The following is a 17,701-nucleotide window of genomic DNA, read 5'->3' on the forward strand; positions in this document are numbered from 1 at the left end:
TGTGGTGGCGGCTTAGCCGGGAGGACTTATTAAAATCGATTGGGCAAGTGATGAATGGAAAGCAATTTACCATTCTCCAGTTTGATGTAATTTCCTTTTTTAAGCTCGGACAGCATCTTCATAATGCTGCTGCGCGAGAGTCTTGTACGATCGAGAATATATCGATACACCGAGGTGTTCTCGCGGACGCTATCTGGCTCCTGAATAAGCATCAACAGCTGATAGCGCAGAATTTCGAAACTGGTGGGAGCCGTCAGCATCTCGTTATAAATAAATAGCTTATTCGTGATAAACATAATATGGCGGGCTATCAGATCCCAGGCTTTCTGCTCTTCAATCAGCGCCATCACTGTGTTGTACGGCAATGATGCGATTTCGCATTGGGCCAGGGTGTGAAGATAGATATGTTCGCTCAGAGGAAGCGTGAAGCCTAACGCTATCGGGGCGGAGAGGATCCCAAGCGAAAAGGCATCGTCGCGACGTGCAAGCAAAACTGAACCCTGGCGTATGAAATGGCAGGTAGCAACCCCTTGTTGGCGGAAAAACAGTTTGCTGCCTTTTGGCACCGTTCGGTAGTCTTCGTCGCGAGTCAATATACTGAGCAGACGCTGCAGGTGCGGTGAAAGGGCTTTGACATCAATATGGCGTTCGCGTGTTGTCATGACGGGCTACGACCTGCAAGCCAATGGGGTTTCATCTGCGACAAACCTGCCTTCGGGGGCAATCCGGGAACCCCTAGCGCCCGCAGGCTAGTATTTCAGCGGGATGCCCTGCTTAATCTGCAAAAGGAGTCCTCGCTCGGTAGTGATATAGCTTCCTTTTTTTAATTCAGCAAGGATTTTCATAATGCTGCTGCGGGAAAGAAAAGTTCGCGACTGAATATAATTAGCGGCCGTAATACTGCTGCGAAGCTCCTCTGACTCCTGCATCAGTTCATACAGCTGAGAGCGAATAATGGCGTAAGACGATGGCGCAGAAATACGAGTGCAATGCTCATAGACGCGCCCGGCAGTGTAAATGAGCAGGTGGGCTAAACTTTCCCACAAGTCTTTCTCGGCAATAATGGTATTGGCCGCTGAGAGTGAAAGACACGCGATGCGTGAAGGTTCCAGCGTCTGCATATGCAGATAGTCACTCACAGAGAGTTGGTTGCTTAAGCCAAACACATAGGGCGCCGATTCTGAGTTCATCATAAAGCTATCTCGGGTACGACAAAGTGCAATACTCCCTTCAAGAAGCAAATAACATTTGCGCGCTCCATCATTTGAATAGTTAATTTTTTGCCTTATTTTTGTTTCAATTATGTTAGCCTCCGGGGAGAGGTGATAGATCAGGTTTTCTATATGTTGATCAGGTTTACAGATTGATGCGTTATACATACTTGTTTTGATTGGTTTTTTATTTCTGGCATCCAAATATACTCCAACACTGCAATGGAATCAGAAACAGGTGTGTTCTCCGATAGATGAATTATCTGCCAGTTGTCTTCTTCGAGTGAATATCAGGCGTGGTGTAAAATTACACCGAAAAATAACTTGAGATAATGAGTGTATCTATATCAATATTTATCTAAGTAGAAAAAATACTGATTGTTGATGTGCTTCGATAACGCTTTATGTGGCGGTAATGACTGGCACCTTATAGTGCAAGGTAAGGATGTTGTTTTCTCTGATATTATCGTGGTTATTACAATCTTAATGATGTAGCACTGGAATGCTGCAGGGAACTGTTTTTTCTGACACGAGGATAAATACGTCATTCCTGCAGGAAAATATAAAAATATAATCAAGGAAATAATATGATTAACAAAAAGATGGTACTGGTTGCTTTGGCAACCGGCGCGGTACTGACCGCGGTAAATGCAAACGCGGCCGATGGTACGGTTAACTTTACAGGAGAAATTATCGATCAGGCCTGTACGGTTGATATTGGTAGCAATAATACCATGACCGTTGACCTGGGGCGTGTCGCGCGTACGGCTTTTCAGAATACAGGTGATGAGTCTGACTCAACAAAATTCACCATTAAATTAATCAACTGCCCATCTACCGTGACATCAGCACAGGTGAAATTTGATGGTGCCAATGATTCAAACAATAGCGATCTGTTAGCCATTACCTCAGGCTCTGCCGCCGCAGGCGGGGTAGCGATTAAATTGATGACCGCAGATAAATCGCTGCTCGGCCTTAATCAGGTCAACAGCTACAGCTATCCGCTGGTGACGACAGCGGATAACAATCTTGATTTCTATGCGGCGTATAAATCGACAGCCGCCAGCGTGTCAGCGGGAACGGCGAACGCGGTAGCTAATTTTACGGTCAACTATAACTAAGTTGGCTAAGCGATAAGCGGGGCCGGTCTTCGGCCCTTTTAACTGGACAAGCACATGAAGTTTTTCACTGGTGTGATGGTAGGGGCGCTGTTAATAACATCTGCATTTTCCCAGGCCAAAGCGGGTGTGATTATCGGTGGAACCCGCGTGGTTTATACCGGCGATAAAAAGAGACATCGTTAAGCATCACCAATCCGGACGCGTTACCCTATTTAATTCAATCTTGGGTTGAAGCGTTAGCACCGGGAGGAAGCAAACCCCCATTTATTATTACACCGCCGCTGTATCGGCTTGATAAAGGCCAGCAGAATATGATGCGTATTGTTCTGGTGGGGAGGTTATCGCAGGAGAAGGAATCATTGTTCTGGCTAAATATTAAGTCAATTCCCTCTGTTACACCCCGTGATAACACCCTGCAGGTGGCCGTAAAAACCAGAATTAAACTGATTTATCGACCGCAGGCGTTAGCCGGTTCAGGGCCAGAGGAACAGGCCGGGAAGTTAATATGGAACAGAAGTGGCGCTCATGTGCAGGTACATAACCCAACGCCGTATTATATCAACTTCAATGAAATTAAAGTCGGCGAGATAAAACTGGAGGAGGCGACCTATGTTGCGCCTGGCTCAACCGCTATGTTCACTTTGCCAACCGGGAATACATCATCACAGCTGGCGTTTAAAATTATTAATGACTATGGCGGAATAGGAGAAGTGCATGCTGCCCGGTTGTAAATAGTCGCGCCACAGACGATAGCTGAAATAAAAAATATAAAAGCTATCGCAATGGAGTGAAGGCTCATGAATATATTAAAACGAACATTTATACCCATTCCGCAATGTCTTGCTGTTGGAGTGACCTTAGCCTTAACGTCATTGCTCCCGGGCGCTGAAGGGCGCGAGTTTTTTAACCCTGCGCTCCTTGAACTGGATGATCCCAGGATGAAAGGTGCCGATCTTTCGGTGTTTGAAAGCGGGTCTCAGGCCCCCGGTAGCTATCATGTCGATGTGATTATTAACGAGAAGCAGGTTGATACCCGCGATATCACGTTTTTTAGCGTGGCAGCCTCAGATGGCGAAGCGGTGCTGACACCGTGTTTATCCACTGCGCTGTTACAAAGCTACGGGGTAAAAACAGATCAGTACCCGGGATTGTCCGTCGAGGGACATTGCGCGCAGCTTTCGGCAATACCTGGTGCGTCATTCGATTTTTTATTCAACACCCTGAAACTGCAGTTGAGCATTCCACAGGCGGCGCTGGCGCCCGTCGCTCGCGGATACGTTGCCCCGGAACTTTGGGATGAAGGAATCAACGCTGCCATGCTGAACTATATGCTCAGCGGTGCCAACACCAGGGGGCACGAAGAAAGTGGCGGAGACAGTGAATACGCGAACCTGCGCCCCGGCGTCAATATTGGACCATGGCGCCTGCGCAACTATACAACATGGAATCGCGATGAGCAGGGACACGAGCAGTGGGATACGGTTTATAGCTATCTCCAGCGCGACATTATTCCCCTTAAGGCGCAGCTCACGCTGGGGGATGGCTCCGCACCGGCCGATGTGTTTGACAGCATGCCATTTCGCGGCGGCCAGGTGGCTTCTGACGACGATATGTTACCGGAGTCAATGAAAGGGTACGCGCCGGTAGTCCGTGGTATTGCGCGCACCCGTGCGCAGGTCGTTATCCGTCAGAATGGCTATATCATTTACCAGAACTATGTCGCGCCTGGCGCATTCGAAATCAGTGATATGTATTCCACCGGAGGTTCCGGGGATCTGTCTGTCACGATTAAAGAAGCGGACGGTAGCGAGCAGAATTTCACCGTACCTTATGCCTCACTGCCGGTACTGCAGCGTGAAGGGCGGGTGAAATATGCCATCAGCGGCGGACAGTATCGTTCGTGGGACAGCCGGGTCGATAAAACCCCCTTTGCTCAGATGACGGGGATCCTCGGGCTGCCGGCGGGATTTACTGTGTATGGCGGATTTCAGGAGTCGACTAAATATCAGTCGATCGCAGGCGGAGCAGGAAAGAACCTGGGGGAAGCGGGGGCTATTTCAAGCGACGTTATCCAGGCCTGGTCACACCCTCAGGGCGCGGAAAAGCAGTCCGGTCAGTCGTGGCGGTTACGCTATAGCAAAAACGTTATCGCGACCGGTACCAATGTGGCGATTGCCGGGTATCGTTATTCGACCCGTGGTTATTACAGCATGCCGGAGGTGCTCGACTCCTGGGGAGACAGCCGTGCGCCCGTCGACCGGCGGCGCAACCGAATGGAAATGACGCTCAGCCAGTCGTTAGGCGATAGCGCAGGTTCATTGGCCTTAAGCGCGGTACGGGAAGACTACTGGATAAGCAACCGTTCCGCGTCATCGCTCAGCGCAGGGTATAACAACTCCTGGCGGGGGATCAGTTATGGGATCAATGGAACATGGAGCACAAACGGTGGCACATCGGGGGGGCAGAGCGGTAATACACAGGGTTCCGACCGGCTGATTTCACTGAGTTTCAGCGTTCCACTACATCGATTTCTTAATAATAGCTGGGCAAATTATGCGATGAATGCCAGCCGCCACGGCGGGACCACTCATAGCATAGGTCTTAATGGGATGGCGCTGGAGGGCAATGCACTGAACTGGAGCGTGCAGCAGGGGGGCGGCACCGACAACGTCGGCTATACCGGCAGCGCCAACGCTGATTACCGCGGTACCCTGGCTGAAATGACGGCAGGCTATAGCTATGACACGCACGGTGCGCGTGTGAATTATGGTCTTGCTGGCGGCATTCTCGCTCATGCAGATGGCGTTACGTTTTCCCAGCCGCTGGGGGAAACCAACGTGCTGGTAAAAGCGCCGGGAGCCGCTGGCATCGGCGTTAATAACCAGAACGGGGCTAAAACCGATTTTCGTGGCTACACCGTGACCAGTAACTTATCACCGTATCGTAAGAACGATATCGGTCTTAATACCGCCACACTGCCGGATGACGTAGAGCTGGAGCTAACGAACCTAACCGTGATCCCAACACGCGGTGCCGTGGTACGGGCGAACTATGTCGCTAATGTCGGTAACCGTGCCCTGTTGACCCTCACTCTGGCGAATCAACAGCGGGTTCCTTTCGGATCGCTGGTCAACCTCGCTGGGGGAGAAGGGCGAAGTGCGATTGTGGATGAAGGCGGGCAGGTGTATCTGACCGGGCTCGCGCCGCAGGGCACGCTTGATGTGCGCTGGGGGGCAGAAAATACCCAACACTGTCGGGTGAATTATGTTTTAAATACCCATGATCAGGTGAGCGGCATTAATATTTCTCACTACACCTGCTTGTGATCCTGCATCGTGGAAAATACAAAGAGTATTTATTATGTATGACATGATTAAATGGCTGGCATTAATATTAGTCCTCGTCGCGCAACCTGCGGCTGCAGTGACATGTAATATTCTGGCCACCAAAATAAATACGGTTGGTTTTGGTCTGGTGAATGTGCAACGAGATACGCCGGTGGGGGCAACGCTCGCCACGACGGTATCGACAGGTTATGCGCAGGTACAGACGCTTTCCGACAGCGGAGAAGTTTGTCCGGGAAATTACGCTATCACCTACTTATCCGCTATTGAGTCGCCAGTTAGCGGGGTTTTTAAAACAAATCTGGATGGCGTTGGTATCAAAGTGTCTGGTATGCCGGGTAATTTTACTCTGCCAGTTTATCAAAACTCAGGCTTCTACAATCTTGGCTATTACATTATATCTCTGGTGAAAACAGGTGAGATAACCGCTGGTGTGTTGACCCCTGGGTTAATCGCCCAGGCCTGGTTTGGCTCTCCAGGGAATTATTTTACGCAGATATCCCTCGATGCGACTTCCCGGGTCAGTGTCTTAAGCTGTTCGCTCTCCAGTCAGGTGATTACCTTTGATTTGGGGACGCTCAGTGCGTCAGAGTTTAGCCATGCCGTGGGCTTTAGTCCGCAGCGGACAGCAACGCAAAATATAGGACTCTACTGTAACCCCGGCGCCAACATTAATATTGAGTTAAAAGGCACACCGAACCCGGATGCCGCAGGTGAGGGCAGCGTTCTGGCATTGACCGGGCAAGGGGGTGAAAACACGGCGGACGGCGTAGGGGTGCAGCTGTTATACAATGATATACCGCTAAAAATGAATAACCGAATGCTATTGAAGCAATCCCCAGGTGGCCAGGAGATGTTTCCCGTCACCGCGCGATATTATCAAACTAAAACGATAGTGACCGCCGGTGAAGCGAATGCGACCGCGACTTTGGATATTACCTATCAATAATCGGGTGATGCAGTATGAAAAAGAGAATTAACGGGTTGCCGCTTGCCATGTTTTTTATATCCGGATCGCTGTTTGCTGGCGATCCGCTGACGTTGAACGTCAAAGGAAAGATTGTTGCGGCTCCGTGCCAGATAAGCAGCGACAGTGTAGAAAAAACCGTGTTGTTGACGGGAGCCCAGGGAGTGCGGGCATCGGCTATGTATACGCCAGGTTCGGCGACGGACTGGGTGGCATTTGATTTTAACATTGAGCGCTGTCCGGCAGGGACCGTTCAGGCGACGATGTTATTCTCAGGCGCTGCGGATAGTGCCGGCCCCGATGATTTATACCAAAACAGCGGAAATGCGGGAAATATTGCAATCCAGCTGCAGACAATAGCAGGGCAACCTCTGGGTAATGGGAAATCCCTTACCGGAGTCATTATTAATGATGGATACCGTTACCATTTACGGGCAAGGGCCTATAGCCAGGAAGGACGGGTTACCCCTGGTACAGTGAATGCGGTTGTCACGGTCACATTTACATGGCAATAAGCGACTGTGAGAATCTCTCTGAATGGTATTTAGACATACTGCGCTGATTATTGTTCTGCTGCCTACTTTTATCTGGATACCTCTGGATATTTTCTCGATGTGATGTTTAAAGGTAATGCCATGATATGCGTCTATGTTGAATGTAATGATTATTTTTCCCGTGTTGGATTGCGTTTTTTACTCCAGAGTATATTTCAGGAATCGATGCTGAATGGCCAGCTGATTGCTGTGCATGGGATGGATAAACTTGCCGTCGCGGATATCGTTGTTGTAAATTTTGCTCCCGGCGAAGAGTTTATCTGCCACCCGGAGTTTTTACCGTGTCGGCCAGCTCTACTTATTGGTCTGATGGATGAGGTGCGTCGGGAACGAAGAGACATATTACCGTCATGCCTGAGGAATATGGTTTTTGTGCAGAAAACTGACAAGATTAACCGTACCGTAGAAAAGATTAAATATGCCCTCGATAATACCGATGAGGTGGCTCCGGCGTTGAGTGAAAATGTTTGCTGCGGTTGCCGGCACCGGACTTTTTCTCCGCAGCAGAAAATCATCGCTCAGTCGCTCCTGGAAGGCCAGAGCGTAAACATGATCGCCAGTGAAATGTCGTTGTGCCATAAAACGGTGTCTGCGCATAAACGGACGATCATGGAGAAGTTTAAATTGCGCAATGACCTTGAGTTGTTTCTGTTTATTAAACGTTTGCAGATGTACTATCCTGCGGTTATCTCTGAGTTTCAGCTATAGGTGAGGAGCGGACTAAGATTTTTAGCCCGCTATCATTAAGGATTAACTGAGCTTACCGTGGTTGAGCGTGGTTAATGGCTCGTTGACATCGAAAATCTTGAAGATAACTTCCTCCACGCCCAGCGGTTTCAGGCGGGCGGTGTGTTTTTTGACGTACGCCATCGCGGTGTTTTCATCCTCAAACAGGTAGATACCACCGGCTTCCTGATTTGCTGCGCTCTCTGTCCAGACTTTCCAGATGAATCCCGGCTCATGGTTAATAGACTCGGCAAGTTCAACCAGTTGTTCTGACATCTCGGCACCAAACGGGCCGTGAAAAGCGAAGTGCAGCTGCAGTAATTTCTTCGACATAGTTCCCTCCTGGGGTAAGACCTGAATCGTGTTGATTATCGGGTATCCTGGCACGTTTTGCGGCTAAAGGCATAAATATGCCGGGCAACATTCAGCCGTTCTGGCGCAACAGTACTTTGCCGATCAAATAGGTGGTTGCCTGGCCGCCGATGTAAACGCGGGAGCCCTCGAGCTGGCAGCGTAAATCCCCGCCGCGCTCAGCGCCCTGATGGGCAAACATCTGTGTCTTTTGCAGTTTTTCCGCCCAGTAAGGGATGAGCATGGTATGCGCCGAACCGGTGACCGGATCTTCCGCGACGGCCTCTCCCGGGCAGAAGAAACGGCTGACAAAATCGTATTCCCCTTCGCCCGGCGCCGTGACGCACACCATTTTATCCAGCGGGATCATGGCGTGGATATCCGGGCGCAATTCCTCAACCTGCCGTTGAGTTTCCAGCACCACCAGGTAATCACGCGCTACGCGCACTTCTTTGTATTCCGTAATGCCTAACCCTTCCAGCAATAGTGCGGGTGGCTCGGTGGGTTCGGTCTCCCAGGCCGGGAAATCCAGCGTCAACCATTCACCGTTGCGCGTTACCGTCAGCGGGCCGACAAAACGGGTATCGAAATGGATAACCGTGTTCGGATAATCAAGATGCTCAAAGATAACGTGCGCGGCCGCCAGTGTGGCATGCCCACACAGATTGATTTCACCGAGCGTGGTGAACCAGCGCAGCTCAAAGCCATCATCAGTGATGACGAAAAACGCGGTCTCTGACTGGTTATGCTGCTGCGCCATTTTCAATAATGTCTCATCTGGTAACCAGTCTGTCAGCGGGCATACCGCGGCGGCGTTACCTGCAAAAGACCTGTCGGCAAAGGCATCTACCATGTAAAAATCAATGTGCTGCATAGCGGAAATCTCTTGTTATTCTCAGGGTAACCCACACTCTACCACGGCCCGGTAACGCGTTTTTTTTAATTTGTATGCACTTTGGGTTATGGGGACAAAGCGTACATCCTGATGTTCAGCCGACCGTCAGACACGTTTAAATTAATGAACCCATCTAATTAACCCTAGCTCATTACCCTATCTAATCGAATAAATCACTTTACGTTATGCTTTTTCGGGACAACATCTGAACGCAAACCTGAAGTTTAAGCCGCGATAAAAGAGGTATTCATTCAATGCAAAAACGTTATTTGGGTAAATCCGGACTCGAAGTCTCCGCGCTGGGGTTCGGTTGCATGGGCTTAAGCCACGGCTACGGCCCGGCGACCGATACTCGTCAGGCGATCGAGCTCATTCGCGCTGCGGTTGAACGTGGCGTGACATTCTTTGATACCGCCGAAGTCTATGGACCTTTCATTAATGAAGAGGTGGTTGGTGAAGCTTTAAAACCGTTTCGTGACCGTGTGGTCATTGCCACCAAGTTTGGTTTTACCTTCGGTACGGATAACAAGCAGCAGGTTTTAAACAGCCGTCCTGAGCATATCCGTGAAGCTGTGGAAGGATCATTACGCCGCCTTAAGACTGATGTTATTGATCTGCTGTATCAACACCGTGTCGACCCGGATGTCCCTGTTGAAGACGTTGCGGGAACCGTCAAAGACCTGATAGCGGAAGGCAAGGTTAAACATTTCGGTCTGTCCGAAGCGGGTGCGCAGACCATACGTCGGGCGCATGCGGTACAACCGGTCACTGCCCTGCAAAGCGAATACTCGATGTGGTGGCGCGAGCCTGAGCGGGAGATCCTGCCGTTGCTGGAGGAGCTGGGTATTGGTTTTGTGCCCTTCAGCCCACTAGGTAAGGGCTTCCTGACCGGATCGATTAAGCCAGGAACGACGTTTGGCAAGGATGATTACCGAAGCACCGTGCCGCGCTTCGCCGAACAGGCAATTGAGGCCAATGAAAAGCTGGTTTCTTTGTTAGGTGAACTGGCGGCCGGGAAAGGGGTGACGTCTGCGCAAATCGCGCTGGCATGGCTGCTGGCACAAAAACCGTGGATTGCTCCCATCCCTGGCACCACGAAACTACACCGGCTGGAGGAAAACCTGGGGGCTGCCGATATCATCCTTTCGTCGGATGACTTGCGACAGATAACTCGGGCGCTTGAAACGATTAACATTGTCGGCGATCGTTACTCCCCTGAGCACCAGGCTCGCGTGGGCCGTTAATACCGGCACGGGTCCACGGCGAAGGGGGGACCCGTTATTCCGAGCAGCGAAGGGCGTCGATCATCAGCGCAAACGCGGGCGGGTGCTGCTTACGGCTGGGGTAGTAAAGATAATATCCGGGGAAAGAAGGGCACCAGTCCTGCAAAACCTGAATAAGTTCTCCTGACTTTACCCCCTCCTGCACGCTCTCTTCAGGCACGCAGGCGAGACCAAAGCCGGATAAAACCGCATCAATCCTTTCTTCCAGCAGATTAAATGTCAGCTGTCCTTCAACCCGAACTCGTAACGGTTTTCCTTCCCGCTCAAACTCCCAGTGGTAAAGTCCACCGGCGGTTGGCAGGCGCATATTGATGCACCGATGGTGCTGTAGCTCGTGCGGCGTTTCAGGAACGGGGAACGCGGCAAAATATGACGGTGAGCCCACCACGGCCATTCGCATATCCGGCCCAATCTTCACGGCGATCATATCCTTATCCACGCTTTCGCCCAGACGGACCCCGGCATCAAAGCGCCCCTCAACAATATTGACAAAGCCGTTATCAACCACCAGTTCGAGATTAATTTCCGGATATTCCCGGAGGAAGGGTTTTAGCTTCGGCCACACCAGACTGCGCGCGGCATGCTCCCCGGCAGATAAACGGATATTGCCGGAAGCGATGCCGTTCAGTTGCACCAGCGATTCCAGCTCCTGCTCAAGGGAGGCGATACGGGGTTCAAGGCAGGCAATAATTCTCTCACCGGCTTCTGTAGGCGCAACGCTTCGGGTCGTGCGGGTCAGGAGACGGATGTTTAGCCTTTCCTCCAGAGCCTTCATCGCATGGCTGAGTGCAGACTGAGAAACACCCAGTTTGCCCGCTGCTTTGGTAAAACTTCGCTCCCTTGCCACCATTAGAAAGATTTGCAGTTCGTTGAAGTTTTCTTTGAGCATCGGCGATTTCCTTATGGAAGCATTCCCTTCAATGCGCACTCATGAAGGGTGTTCATAGACGCAATCATTTTAGCCCCATTACTGACAATAATGATAATTGATATTCTGATGGTATCGGAAATAAGTCTGAGTTATCAGAAGGTTTATCATGAAAATACTCGTTGCCGGGGCGACAGGAAGTATTGGTCTTCATGTTGTAAATACCGCTATAGAAATGGGCCATCAGCCCATAGCGCTGGTCAGGAATAAGCACAAAGTAAAATGGCTTCCTCGTGGAGCGGATGTTTTTTATGGCGATGTTGCAATGCCCGAAACACTCACCCATTTACCGAAAGATATTGATGCCATTATTTTTACGCTGGGTTCCGATGGCCAGGGACATATTGGTGCCAGAGCGATAGATTACGGCGGCGTGCGTAATATTTTGCAGATATTCAAGGATACACCGGTTCGCATCGCCTTAATGACCACCATTGGCGTGACCGAGCGGCTTGGTAGCTGGAATCAACGCACTGAGGTTCATGACTGGAAAAGGCGCGCCGAACGTCTGCTCAGAGCGAGTGGTCACCCCTATACCATCGTCAGACCCGGCTGGTTTGATTACAACAATGAGGATGAGCACAGAATCGTGATGCTGCAGGGCGATCGACGCGATACGGGGACGCCGGAAGATGGCGCGATCTCCCGTGAGCAAATCGCCCGGGTTCTGGTTAGTGCCCTGACCAACGACAAGGCCAAAAATAAAACGTTTGAGCTGGTGGCGATACGCGGCGAAGCACAGCAGGATCTTACTCCGCTGTTTGCAGACCTGCAGAGTGATGATCCACAAAAGAATGATGGAGTTTTAGATACAGACAATATGCCCCTCAGTGAAGAGCCTGAGTGCATTATTAATGAGCTGAACCGGTATTCAAAAAACTTAACGAATCTGACATCGTGAAAATCTCGTCTTATCGCGGCCAGCCTTAAGATAAGAGCCCATCCTGGCGGGCCATTAGGTGGCTAACCTTGCATATCGAAGCCTGATTTTTGAAAGTCTCGATATACCTCCGGATTAGCGAAGGCCGGGAATTTGGCATTCCGGGCCGCTGATTTTAACGCATCACAATAGGCTTTATTACCGTTACTGGTTGATATGTTTGAAGCCGTGCCATCCTGTTCAAATTCGATATGCAATCTGCATTTCTTCCCCTTCCAGTTTTGTGGGGCAACAATTTTGGCATTGATTGCTGCTCTGATTGCACGCGCCTGCGCCCCCCATTCATCCTGATCGTCCCAGCGGCCAGAACTGCAGCTTCCAGTTGCCGTGGTCTTATGGCAGCCGGAAGGAGATAACGGTGCACAACCCGCAACCAGGCTGCCCACAACGGCCAGCATAGCGATTTTCTTTACTGTTTCAGACGGTCCCACGTCTTGCTCCCTCTGTCCACGCCTTTGGTATCTATCTTAGTAATAACTGAAGCAGCTGAACTACGATATACACCGTCGCTGCCGCTTGTATTGCCCGAAACCCCCATCTCAGATAGCGCCATTGATGGCGTTCTCTGGTATCAGCTTCTTCAATGGCAGGTTCATCCTGTTTTTTTTTCTTTGTCCTGAATACATCTATTACCCACAGGACGAGAATAACGATAATGATGGTTTTCTGAAGTAAGGGATTGACCACAAAGAGTGACTCCAGTCCGCTCCTGACGAAGGCAGAATAGATGAACCACCTTCACGTAGCTACCACCAAATGTAGGGGGAAAATTAATTTTTGGCCTGACTGGGCTTTGAAGTGATTCAGGCCATAGCCGGTTGCTCCGCTGCTGATGCACAGTCTGCAGTGCAAAACTTTTTACCGAGAGGTTTGAGCGAGGAGCGGACATTAGCAATTAGTCCGCAACTGTTGAATGTATTACTAACGCCCTTTTATCTGCACAAAGATTCCAGAAGACATAAAAATTACTTGTTAATGGCACCAATAAGTATTAACTGAATAAAAAGCTTTAGAATATCATCTAAAGCTTATATTGCACTTTAACATTAATGCAGGACTTCATTTAAAGTTGCATTAAAATTCTTCAAGCTCTCAATGACTTGATCAAATATAAAATCTAAAGCATGGCTATAACCTGATGCCAAAGTAGCACTATCAAAACCAAGACTAGCTAAATGTTCAATGGATTTATTGACTGCTTCATGAGCTTCAGCGTTCCTCAAGTCATTATTTATAAATAGAGCTGCTAACGTATGATTGGATGAATTATAATTTGCAAGTTCATTGGCATGTCTTAGCGCGGATTGCTCTTCATTTTGTTCATTAATAAACCCTGTAAGGTTTAATATTCCTTGCAATAATTTTAGCGTTTGCAATCTTTCAATATCCTTAGCCTTTACACCCATAGCAATACTTAATTTCTTTAATGAACCAGTTTTAATCTTATTAATGATCTCGTTTATAGTCTTGCATCTAGCCAGGAAATCTTGCTCTTGCATATCGATTGAGGCTACATGAGCAAGCTTTTGCAGTACAGGATAGTTTCTAATACCTTCATCATCAAGTTCATCTTTGTTGTATTCAAAAATATCAGAACTCGACAGGGGAACATCTAAAACTCTACCCAGAGATACTAGGTTTTCATTAAGCTCAGCTAGTTCTCTAGCAAATCTAAAAGTCTTAGAAACAATATGCTCATCATCTAATGAATTAGTATCAATAAGGCTTTGGTCTTTCGCATAATCAAACACATGATATATTTCCTTTTCTGGAACTCCTCGGTAAAGCTCATAAAAAGGTATTTTCACTAAGTTTCTACCGACTCTGACACAGTCTCTAAATGCCCATTGCCCGCCATAGCTAGGGTTTGCATGATAGTGATTACCATCAAAAAATGGGATGGCTTCGTATGTCTTATCTTTCTCATATTTAGTAAGAAAAGCATCATCAACATATACGTATTCGCCACTACGATAATCGGTCGCTCGTGACATTGTCATCGGTGACTTGTGACCGGGCCATACTAATGTGTTGACGTCTAATTCAAAGCAAAGCTCTGGCTGAACAGATTGAACAGTTCCCCATGCTTGAAGCAATATCCTATCTGTATGATCAACTATTTCAAATTCAATCCAAGGAAGTTCGATTCTAAAGTGATTAGAACCTGATAAGAGTTCGAGTACCTCTTTAGTTCGTTCGATATAGGCTTCGAAGAAGAAAACTTTTACTCCAACACAACCTTTCATCCATAAATATTTTCTGAGGTAATCATTCCTCATCGTCCATTTAACATCTTTGTTGCTTTTGAAATAATATTCGCTTGAGACATCGCCTTGTGCGACTCCATATGATGGCGAAGAAACCTCATCAAAAATTACTTTTTGTTCATCATCCCCTATGAGTCTTGGTTTCAATCCCAGTTTCATCCAGACATCTTCGGCCAAAAAAAAGGAGTAGTGAAGACTTGATCCCCAAGAAGCTACAATATACCCATAACCGGAGATAGATATATCTGTACCCCAAGCCCCACCTTTCTCTGTGCAGTCCTGCGTGGAAAATGTGACGACACCTTCACAGGATTCACGTAACACACTTAGATTTGCGACATCATCCTCGGGAACTACGGCCATGATCATATGAGTGTAATCATAATCATCTTGATATTTATTTCTTTCGTACCGATGGGTTACAGTAACTTCTCGCTGGGGGTTAGAATTGTCTTCAACAAATAATAGATCCTTTAAACCCTGAGGTATTTGCTCAGCCGGTAAAGGAAGCTTTGATAAATAATCAAGCACTTAATAGCCCTCCGTGATAACCATGAGTTTTTGCTAACACAGTAATCATATCCATTTTGGATGGTTTGTGTCTAACCTACTTTTGTCCGTAGAATCATTGCAGGGCTGTAAAATTTATAAAAACAGAAACTACTATGTACCTGTTGCTGGGTAGCACAGTTATTTTTCAAACTGTCTGCTCTTGGACAGAGCCGACATACACTTCAAAAAAAGAACCCCGTATTTACGGGGTTCTGTCATTCAGTTCACAACGATGCGCCGTTGCTGGAGATCCGTTAGCAGATACCGTGACAGGTCGGTGAGGGCCGGGACCAGATGGCTGATGGCGCTCAGGGTATGGGCAATCTCCTGCGGTGAGGTGACTTCAGCAGTGGTTTTTGCGTTGCTGAGCACATTGCTCAGGACGGAAAGGCAGTGGCACAGGCCGTTGCGGCTTTCGTCGCAGCAGTACATTAGCGTCAGGCAGTCTTCATCGCTCATGTCATCAAAGCTGATGCCGGCAAGTGCGCCCGCCATCATGGAGTAGTGGATGTCTGAAGCAGGGAGTAAATCCGGGCAGGCTTCTGTGGTAGTATCGGCGTTAGCCATGGCATTACCTCGTTTAATGGTGTGGTCAGAGGCCCGGTATGTGTTGCAGCACTGCCGGGTTTCGTTGTTTTATGGTTTCGACGTATGTACCATGGTCGTTACCATGTACAAAAACTACTCGTGGTAATTACCAATGTCAATACCAGAAGAAAAACGATCTCCTCAATATCAGATGCGCCTTCCAGAAAAGTTTCGTGAGCAGTTGGAAGAGGAGGCGCGTAAAGATGGTGATACATCACTTGCTACGTGGATAAAGCGGATCCTGCGCAAAGAGCTGCACTCTCGCGGCATCGAGCCGAAGGGGTAAACCACGCCCGAAGAGACTTCATTACTGCACCTTCCTTATGCGCTTGCGGTCCAAATCGTTATATAGTTGAATGCATAACGAATTGGCGCATGAAAGAGAGTCTCTATGAACCTGTATATGTTTTATGTCGGCGGGAATGCCGGAAAATCTAACATCGAAGTCCATGACATTCAGTTTGTGGCGGCCCGTGAGCCGCAAGAAGCCTGGCCTGCGCTAAGAGAAGCGTGGTTCGGCGATAGCGATAAGATTCATATCGATGGCTACAGCCGCGTGACGTGGGTTGATGGCCATGCGGTTACGCTCTCAGCGGAACCATCTGCATCGGCAAACCGGTTATTTTTTGTGAACGTCGGCGGCTACCGGCCCGATACGCTGGCAGAGTTACACGCATTTGACCTCTTTGTGGCAGAAGACGCGCAGCAGGCGAAGCAAAAAGCGCTACAAACCCTGCTGTGCGGCACTTCGCAGCAGCATAAAGACAACCTCAAAGACGTTGACGACTGCCTGCTGCTGGAAAAGGTGGGGGAGTTATTCATTCATTTAACACCCTGTGCAACAGGGCAGCGTGATGAGCCAGAGTGGCAGGGGTATCAGCCGATTGGTAAATAACACCGGCGATGCCGTAAAGCCTGCTAACAGGCAGGGATGATGTGATAATCTACGCCAATCACTTTATTACAGGTAATCCCGGCAATGGCTCTGATCCCTAAAAACTACGCGCGGCTGGAAAGCGGCTACCGCGAGAAGGCACTCAAAATCTATCCATGGGTATGCGGACGCTGCGCTCGCGAGTTTGTGTACTCAAACCTGCGTGAGTTAACCGTTCACCATATCGATCACGATCATACCAATAACCCGGAGGATGGCAGCAACTGGGAGCTTCTGTGCCTGTACTGCCATGACCACGAGCACTCGAAGTACACCGAGGCGGATCAATACGGTACAACCGTGGTTGCGGGTGAAGATGCACAAAAAGATGTGGGTGCCGCAACCTATAATCCCTTTGCCGATTTACAGGCGATGCTGAATAAGAAGAAGTAAGTAAGGTCTGCCAGCCTCGTAATATTGAGCCGAGCAATTTACCCCTGTCTGAGCCTGCTTTCACGCAGGCTTTTGCTTTTATTTATGTGTTTAATGTTCCGGGTTTTTTATTATTCCAGGTTGAACATGTTAAACATTCCTAAAACATCCAGTGTAAATGCTTATCAATTGCTTTTTGAGTGGTGCATTATAATATTGCACTCCGTCGCCATGAAGGCGAACGGTCAGGAAAATACACTCAGTTAATTAAGGGAATTATATGAAACTTTCTACTGTTGTTGCATCTGCTGTACTGGCTGGTTTTAGCTTTGCGGCGAATGCGTCTGCGATTGATAACGTTGCCGTCTATGCGACCGAGAAAGCCAACGGCTCGATGTTCGTTGCAGGGAAAAGTGCATTTACTAAAACCTTTGATGTGACGATTGCTAACCTGTCCTCCGAAGAGGTGGACCTGTCCAGACTGTGCCTGAAAGCGTATACCGCGGATAACAAAGCGTTCAAGCTGGATACCGTTGATGAAACGCTCACCGAGGGTAAGCTGAAGGAAGGTAAACCGGTGAAGGGTATCGCGGTCTTTGCATCTGAAAAAGAAGATGTGATGAAAGCGGGGCTTATCAAGCTTACCGCTGACTGCAAATAATCGTAAG

General features: G+C 48.8%; 20 protein-coding genes and 1 pseudogene. 12 read left to right on the forward strand and 9 right to left on the reverse strand.

What is annotated here, in order from left to right:
- Positions 1 to 29: 29 nt before the first annotated feature.
- Both GYRE_RS16035 and GYRE_RS16040 read right to left on the reverse strand, forming a co-directional pair.
- Positions 30 to 662, reverse strand: a complete 633-nt coding sequence (locus tag GYRE_RS16035) for a winged helix-turn-helix transcriptional regulator (RefSeq protein WP_038256598.1) — start codon at positions 660 to 662, stop codon at positions 30 to 32.
- Positions 663 to 749: 87 nt separating this feature from the next.
- Positions 750 to 1,379, reverse strand: a complete 630-nt coding sequence (locus GYRE_RS16040) for a winged helix-turn-helix transcriptional regulator (protein WP_038256600.1) — start codon at positions 1,377 to 1,379, stop codon at positions 750 to 752.
- A gap of 419 nt (positions 1,380 to 1,798) precedes the next feature.
- Here GYRE_RS16040 and GYRE_RS16045 point away from each other — a divergent pair, with 419 nt between their 5' ends.
- The 6 genes and pseudogenes from GYRE_RS16045 (at position 1,799) to GYRE_RS16070 (ending at position 7,905) form a co-directional block, all read left to right on the forward strand.
- A complete protein-coding gene (locus GYRE_RS16045; protein WP_373896534.1) occupies positions 1,799 to 2,332 on the forward strand; it encodes a fimbrial protein in 534 nt (177 codons plus the stop codon).
- 54 nt (positions 2,333 to 2,386) lie between these two features.
- Positions 2,387 to 3,063: pseudogene (locus tag GYRE_RS16050) on the forward strand (fimbrial biogenesis chaperone).
- Positions 3,064 to 3,129: 66 nt separating this feature from the next.
- Complete coding sequence (locus GYRE_RS16055; RefSeq protein WP_038256603.1) at positions 3,130 to 5,658, forward strand: fimbria/pilus outer membrane usher protein; 2,529 nt, start codon at positions 3,130 to 3,132, stop codon at positions 5,656 to 5,658.
- A 34-nt stretch (positions 5,659 to 5,692) separates the two neighbouring features.
- Positions 5,693 to 6,625: a fimbrial protein gene (locus tag GYRE_RS16060; protein ID WP_146748711.1), complete on the forward strand. Its 933-nt coding sequence runs from the start codon at positions 5,693 to 5,695 to the stop codon at positions 6,623 to 6,625.
- 14 nt (positions 6,626 to 6,639) lie between these two features.
- The gene (locus GYRE_RS16065; protein ID WP_006820684.1) at positions 6,640 to 7,158 is read left to right on the forward strand and encodes a fimbrial protein; all 519 of its coding nucleotides are present in this window, start codon (positions 6,640 to 6,642) and stop codon (positions 7,156 to 7,158) included.
- Between the two features lie 102 nt (positions 7,159 to 7,260).
- Positions 7,261 to 7,905, forward strand: coding sequence for a helix-turn-helix transcriptional regulator (locus GYRE_RS16070; protein ID WP_081874664.1), 645 nt, complete (start codon positions 7,261 to 7,263; stop codon positions 7,903 to 7,905).
- Positions 7,906 to 7,947: 42 nt separating this feature from the next.
- Here GYRE_RS16070 and GYRE_RS16075 read toward each other — a convergent pair whose 3' ends face one another.
- Positions 7,948 to 8,256 carry a monooxygenase gene (locus GYRE_RS16075; RefSeq protein WP_038256605.1) on the reverse strand — a complete coding sequence of 103 codons (309 nt, stop codon included), beginning with the start codon at positions 8,254 to 8,256 and terminating at the stop codon, positions 7,948 to 7,950.
- A 91-nt stretch (positions 8,257 to 8,347) separates the two neighbouring features.
- Positions 8,348 to 9,148 (reverse strand): PhzF family phenazine biosynthesis protein, encoded by an 801-nt coding sequence (locus GYRE_RS16080; RefSeq protein ID WP_038256608.1) that lies wholly within the window; start codon positions 9,146 to 9,148, stop codon positions 8,348 to 8,350.
- 275 nt (positions 9,149 to 9,423) lie between these two features.
- On the opposite strand from GYRE_RS16080, the gene GYRE_RS16085 reads away from it, so the two are divergent.
- The gene (locus tag GYRE_RS16085; protein ID WP_038256610.1) at positions 9,424 to 10,413 is read left to right on the forward strand and encodes an aldo/keto reductase; all 990 of its coding nucleotides are present in this window, start codon (positions 9,424 to 9,426) and stop codon (positions 10,411 to 10,413) included.
- A 34-nt stretch (positions 10,414 to 10,447) separates the two neighbouring features.
- On the opposite strand, the gene GYRE_RS16090 is transcribed toward GYRE_RS16085, so the two are convergent.
- Positions 10,448 to 11,341: a LysR family transcriptional regulator gene (locus GYRE_RS16090; RefSeq protein ID WP_038256612.1), complete on the reverse strand. Its 894-nt coding sequence runs from the start codon at positions 11,339 to 11,341 to the stop codon at positions 10,448 to 10,450.
- Positions 11,342 to 11,489: 148 nt separating this feature from the next.
- Between GYRE_RS16090 and GYRE_RS16095 the strand changes: the two genes are divergently transcribed.
- Positions 11,490 to 12,281, forward strand: coding sequence for an SDR family oxidoreductase (locus tag GYRE_RS16095; protein ID WP_038256614.1), 792 nt, complete (start codon positions 11,490 to 11,492; stop codon positions 12,279 to 12,281).
- Between the two features lie 62 nt (positions 12,282 to 12,343).
- Here GYRE_RS16095 and GYRE_RS16100 read toward each other — a convergent pair whose 3' ends face one another.
- The 4 genes from GYRE_RS16100 to GYRE_RS16115 all read right to left on the reverse strand — a co-directional run bounded on the left by GYRE_RS16100 (position 12,344) and on the right by GYRE_RS16115 (position 15,706).
- Positions 12,344 to 12,718 (reverse strand): cell envelope integrity TolA C-terminal domain-containing protein, encoded by a 375-nt coding sequence (locus tag GYRE_RS16100; protein WP_038256616.1) that lies wholly within the window; start codon positions 12,716 to 12,718, stop codon positions 12,344 to 12,346.
- A gap of 64 nt (positions 12,719 to 12,782) precedes the next feature.
- Positions 12,783 to 13,007 (reverse strand): hypothetical protein, encoded by a 225-nt coding sequence (locus GYRE_RS25200; RefSeq protein WP_038256618.1) that lies wholly within the window; start codon positions 13,005 to 13,007, stop codon positions 12,783 to 12,785.
- A gap of 359 nt (positions 13,008 to 13,366) precedes the next feature.
- Positions 13,367 to 15,118: a hypothetical protein gene (locus GYRE_RS16110; protein ID WP_038256620.1), complete on the reverse strand. Its 1,752-nt coding sequence runs from the start codon at positions 15,116 to 15,118 to the stop codon at positions 13,367 to 13,369.
- A gap of 240 nt (positions 15,119 to 15,358) precedes the next feature.
- Positions 15,359 to 15,706, reverse strand: a complete 348-nt coding sequence (locus GYRE_RS16115) for a hypothetical protein (protein ID WP_006820669.1) — start codon at positions 15,704 to 15,706, stop codon at positions 15,359 to 15,361.
- Between the two features lie 133 nt (positions 15,707 to 15,839).
- Here GYRE_RS16115 and GYRE_RS24740 point away from each other — a divergent pair, with 133 nt between their 5' ends.
- From GYRE_RS24740 to GYRE_RS16130, 4 genes are all read left to right on the forward strand, one after another.
- Positions 15,840 to 16,013: a hypothetical protein gene (locus GYRE_RS24740; protein WP_167829700.1), complete on the forward strand. Its 174-nt coding sequence runs from the start codon at positions 15,840 to 15,842 to the stop codon at positions 16,011 to 16,013.
- A gap of 105 nt (positions 16,014 to 16,118) precedes the next feature.
- Positions 16,119 to 16,622: a DUF1543 domain-containing protein gene (locus GYRE_RS16120; protein WP_038256622.1), complete on the forward strand. Its 504-nt coding sequence runs from the start codon at positions 16,119 to 16,121 to the stop codon at positions 16,620 to 16,622.
- Between the two features lie 84 nt (positions 16,623 to 16,706).
- Positions 16,707 to 17,054: an HNH nuclease YajD gene (gene yajD, locus GYRE_RS16125; RefSeq protein ID WP_006820666.1), complete on the forward strand. Its 348-nt coding sequence runs from the start codon at positions 16,707 to 16,709 to the stop codon at positions 17,052 to 17,054.
- 259 nt (positions 17,055 to 17,313) lie between these two features.
- Positions 17,314 to 17,694 (forward strand): DUF4354 family protein, encoded by a 381-nt coding sequence (locus tag GYRE_RS16130; protein ID WP_006820665.1) that lies wholly within the window; start codon positions 17,314 to 17,316, stop codon positions 17,692 to 17,694.
- Positions 17,695 to 17,701: the final 7 nt, after the last annotated feature.

This window comes from Yokenella regensburgei ATCC 49455, assembly GCF_000735455.1.
GTDB lineage: Bacteria > Pseudomonadota > Gammaproteobacteria > Enterobacterales > Enterobacteriaceae > Yokenella > Yokenella regensburgei.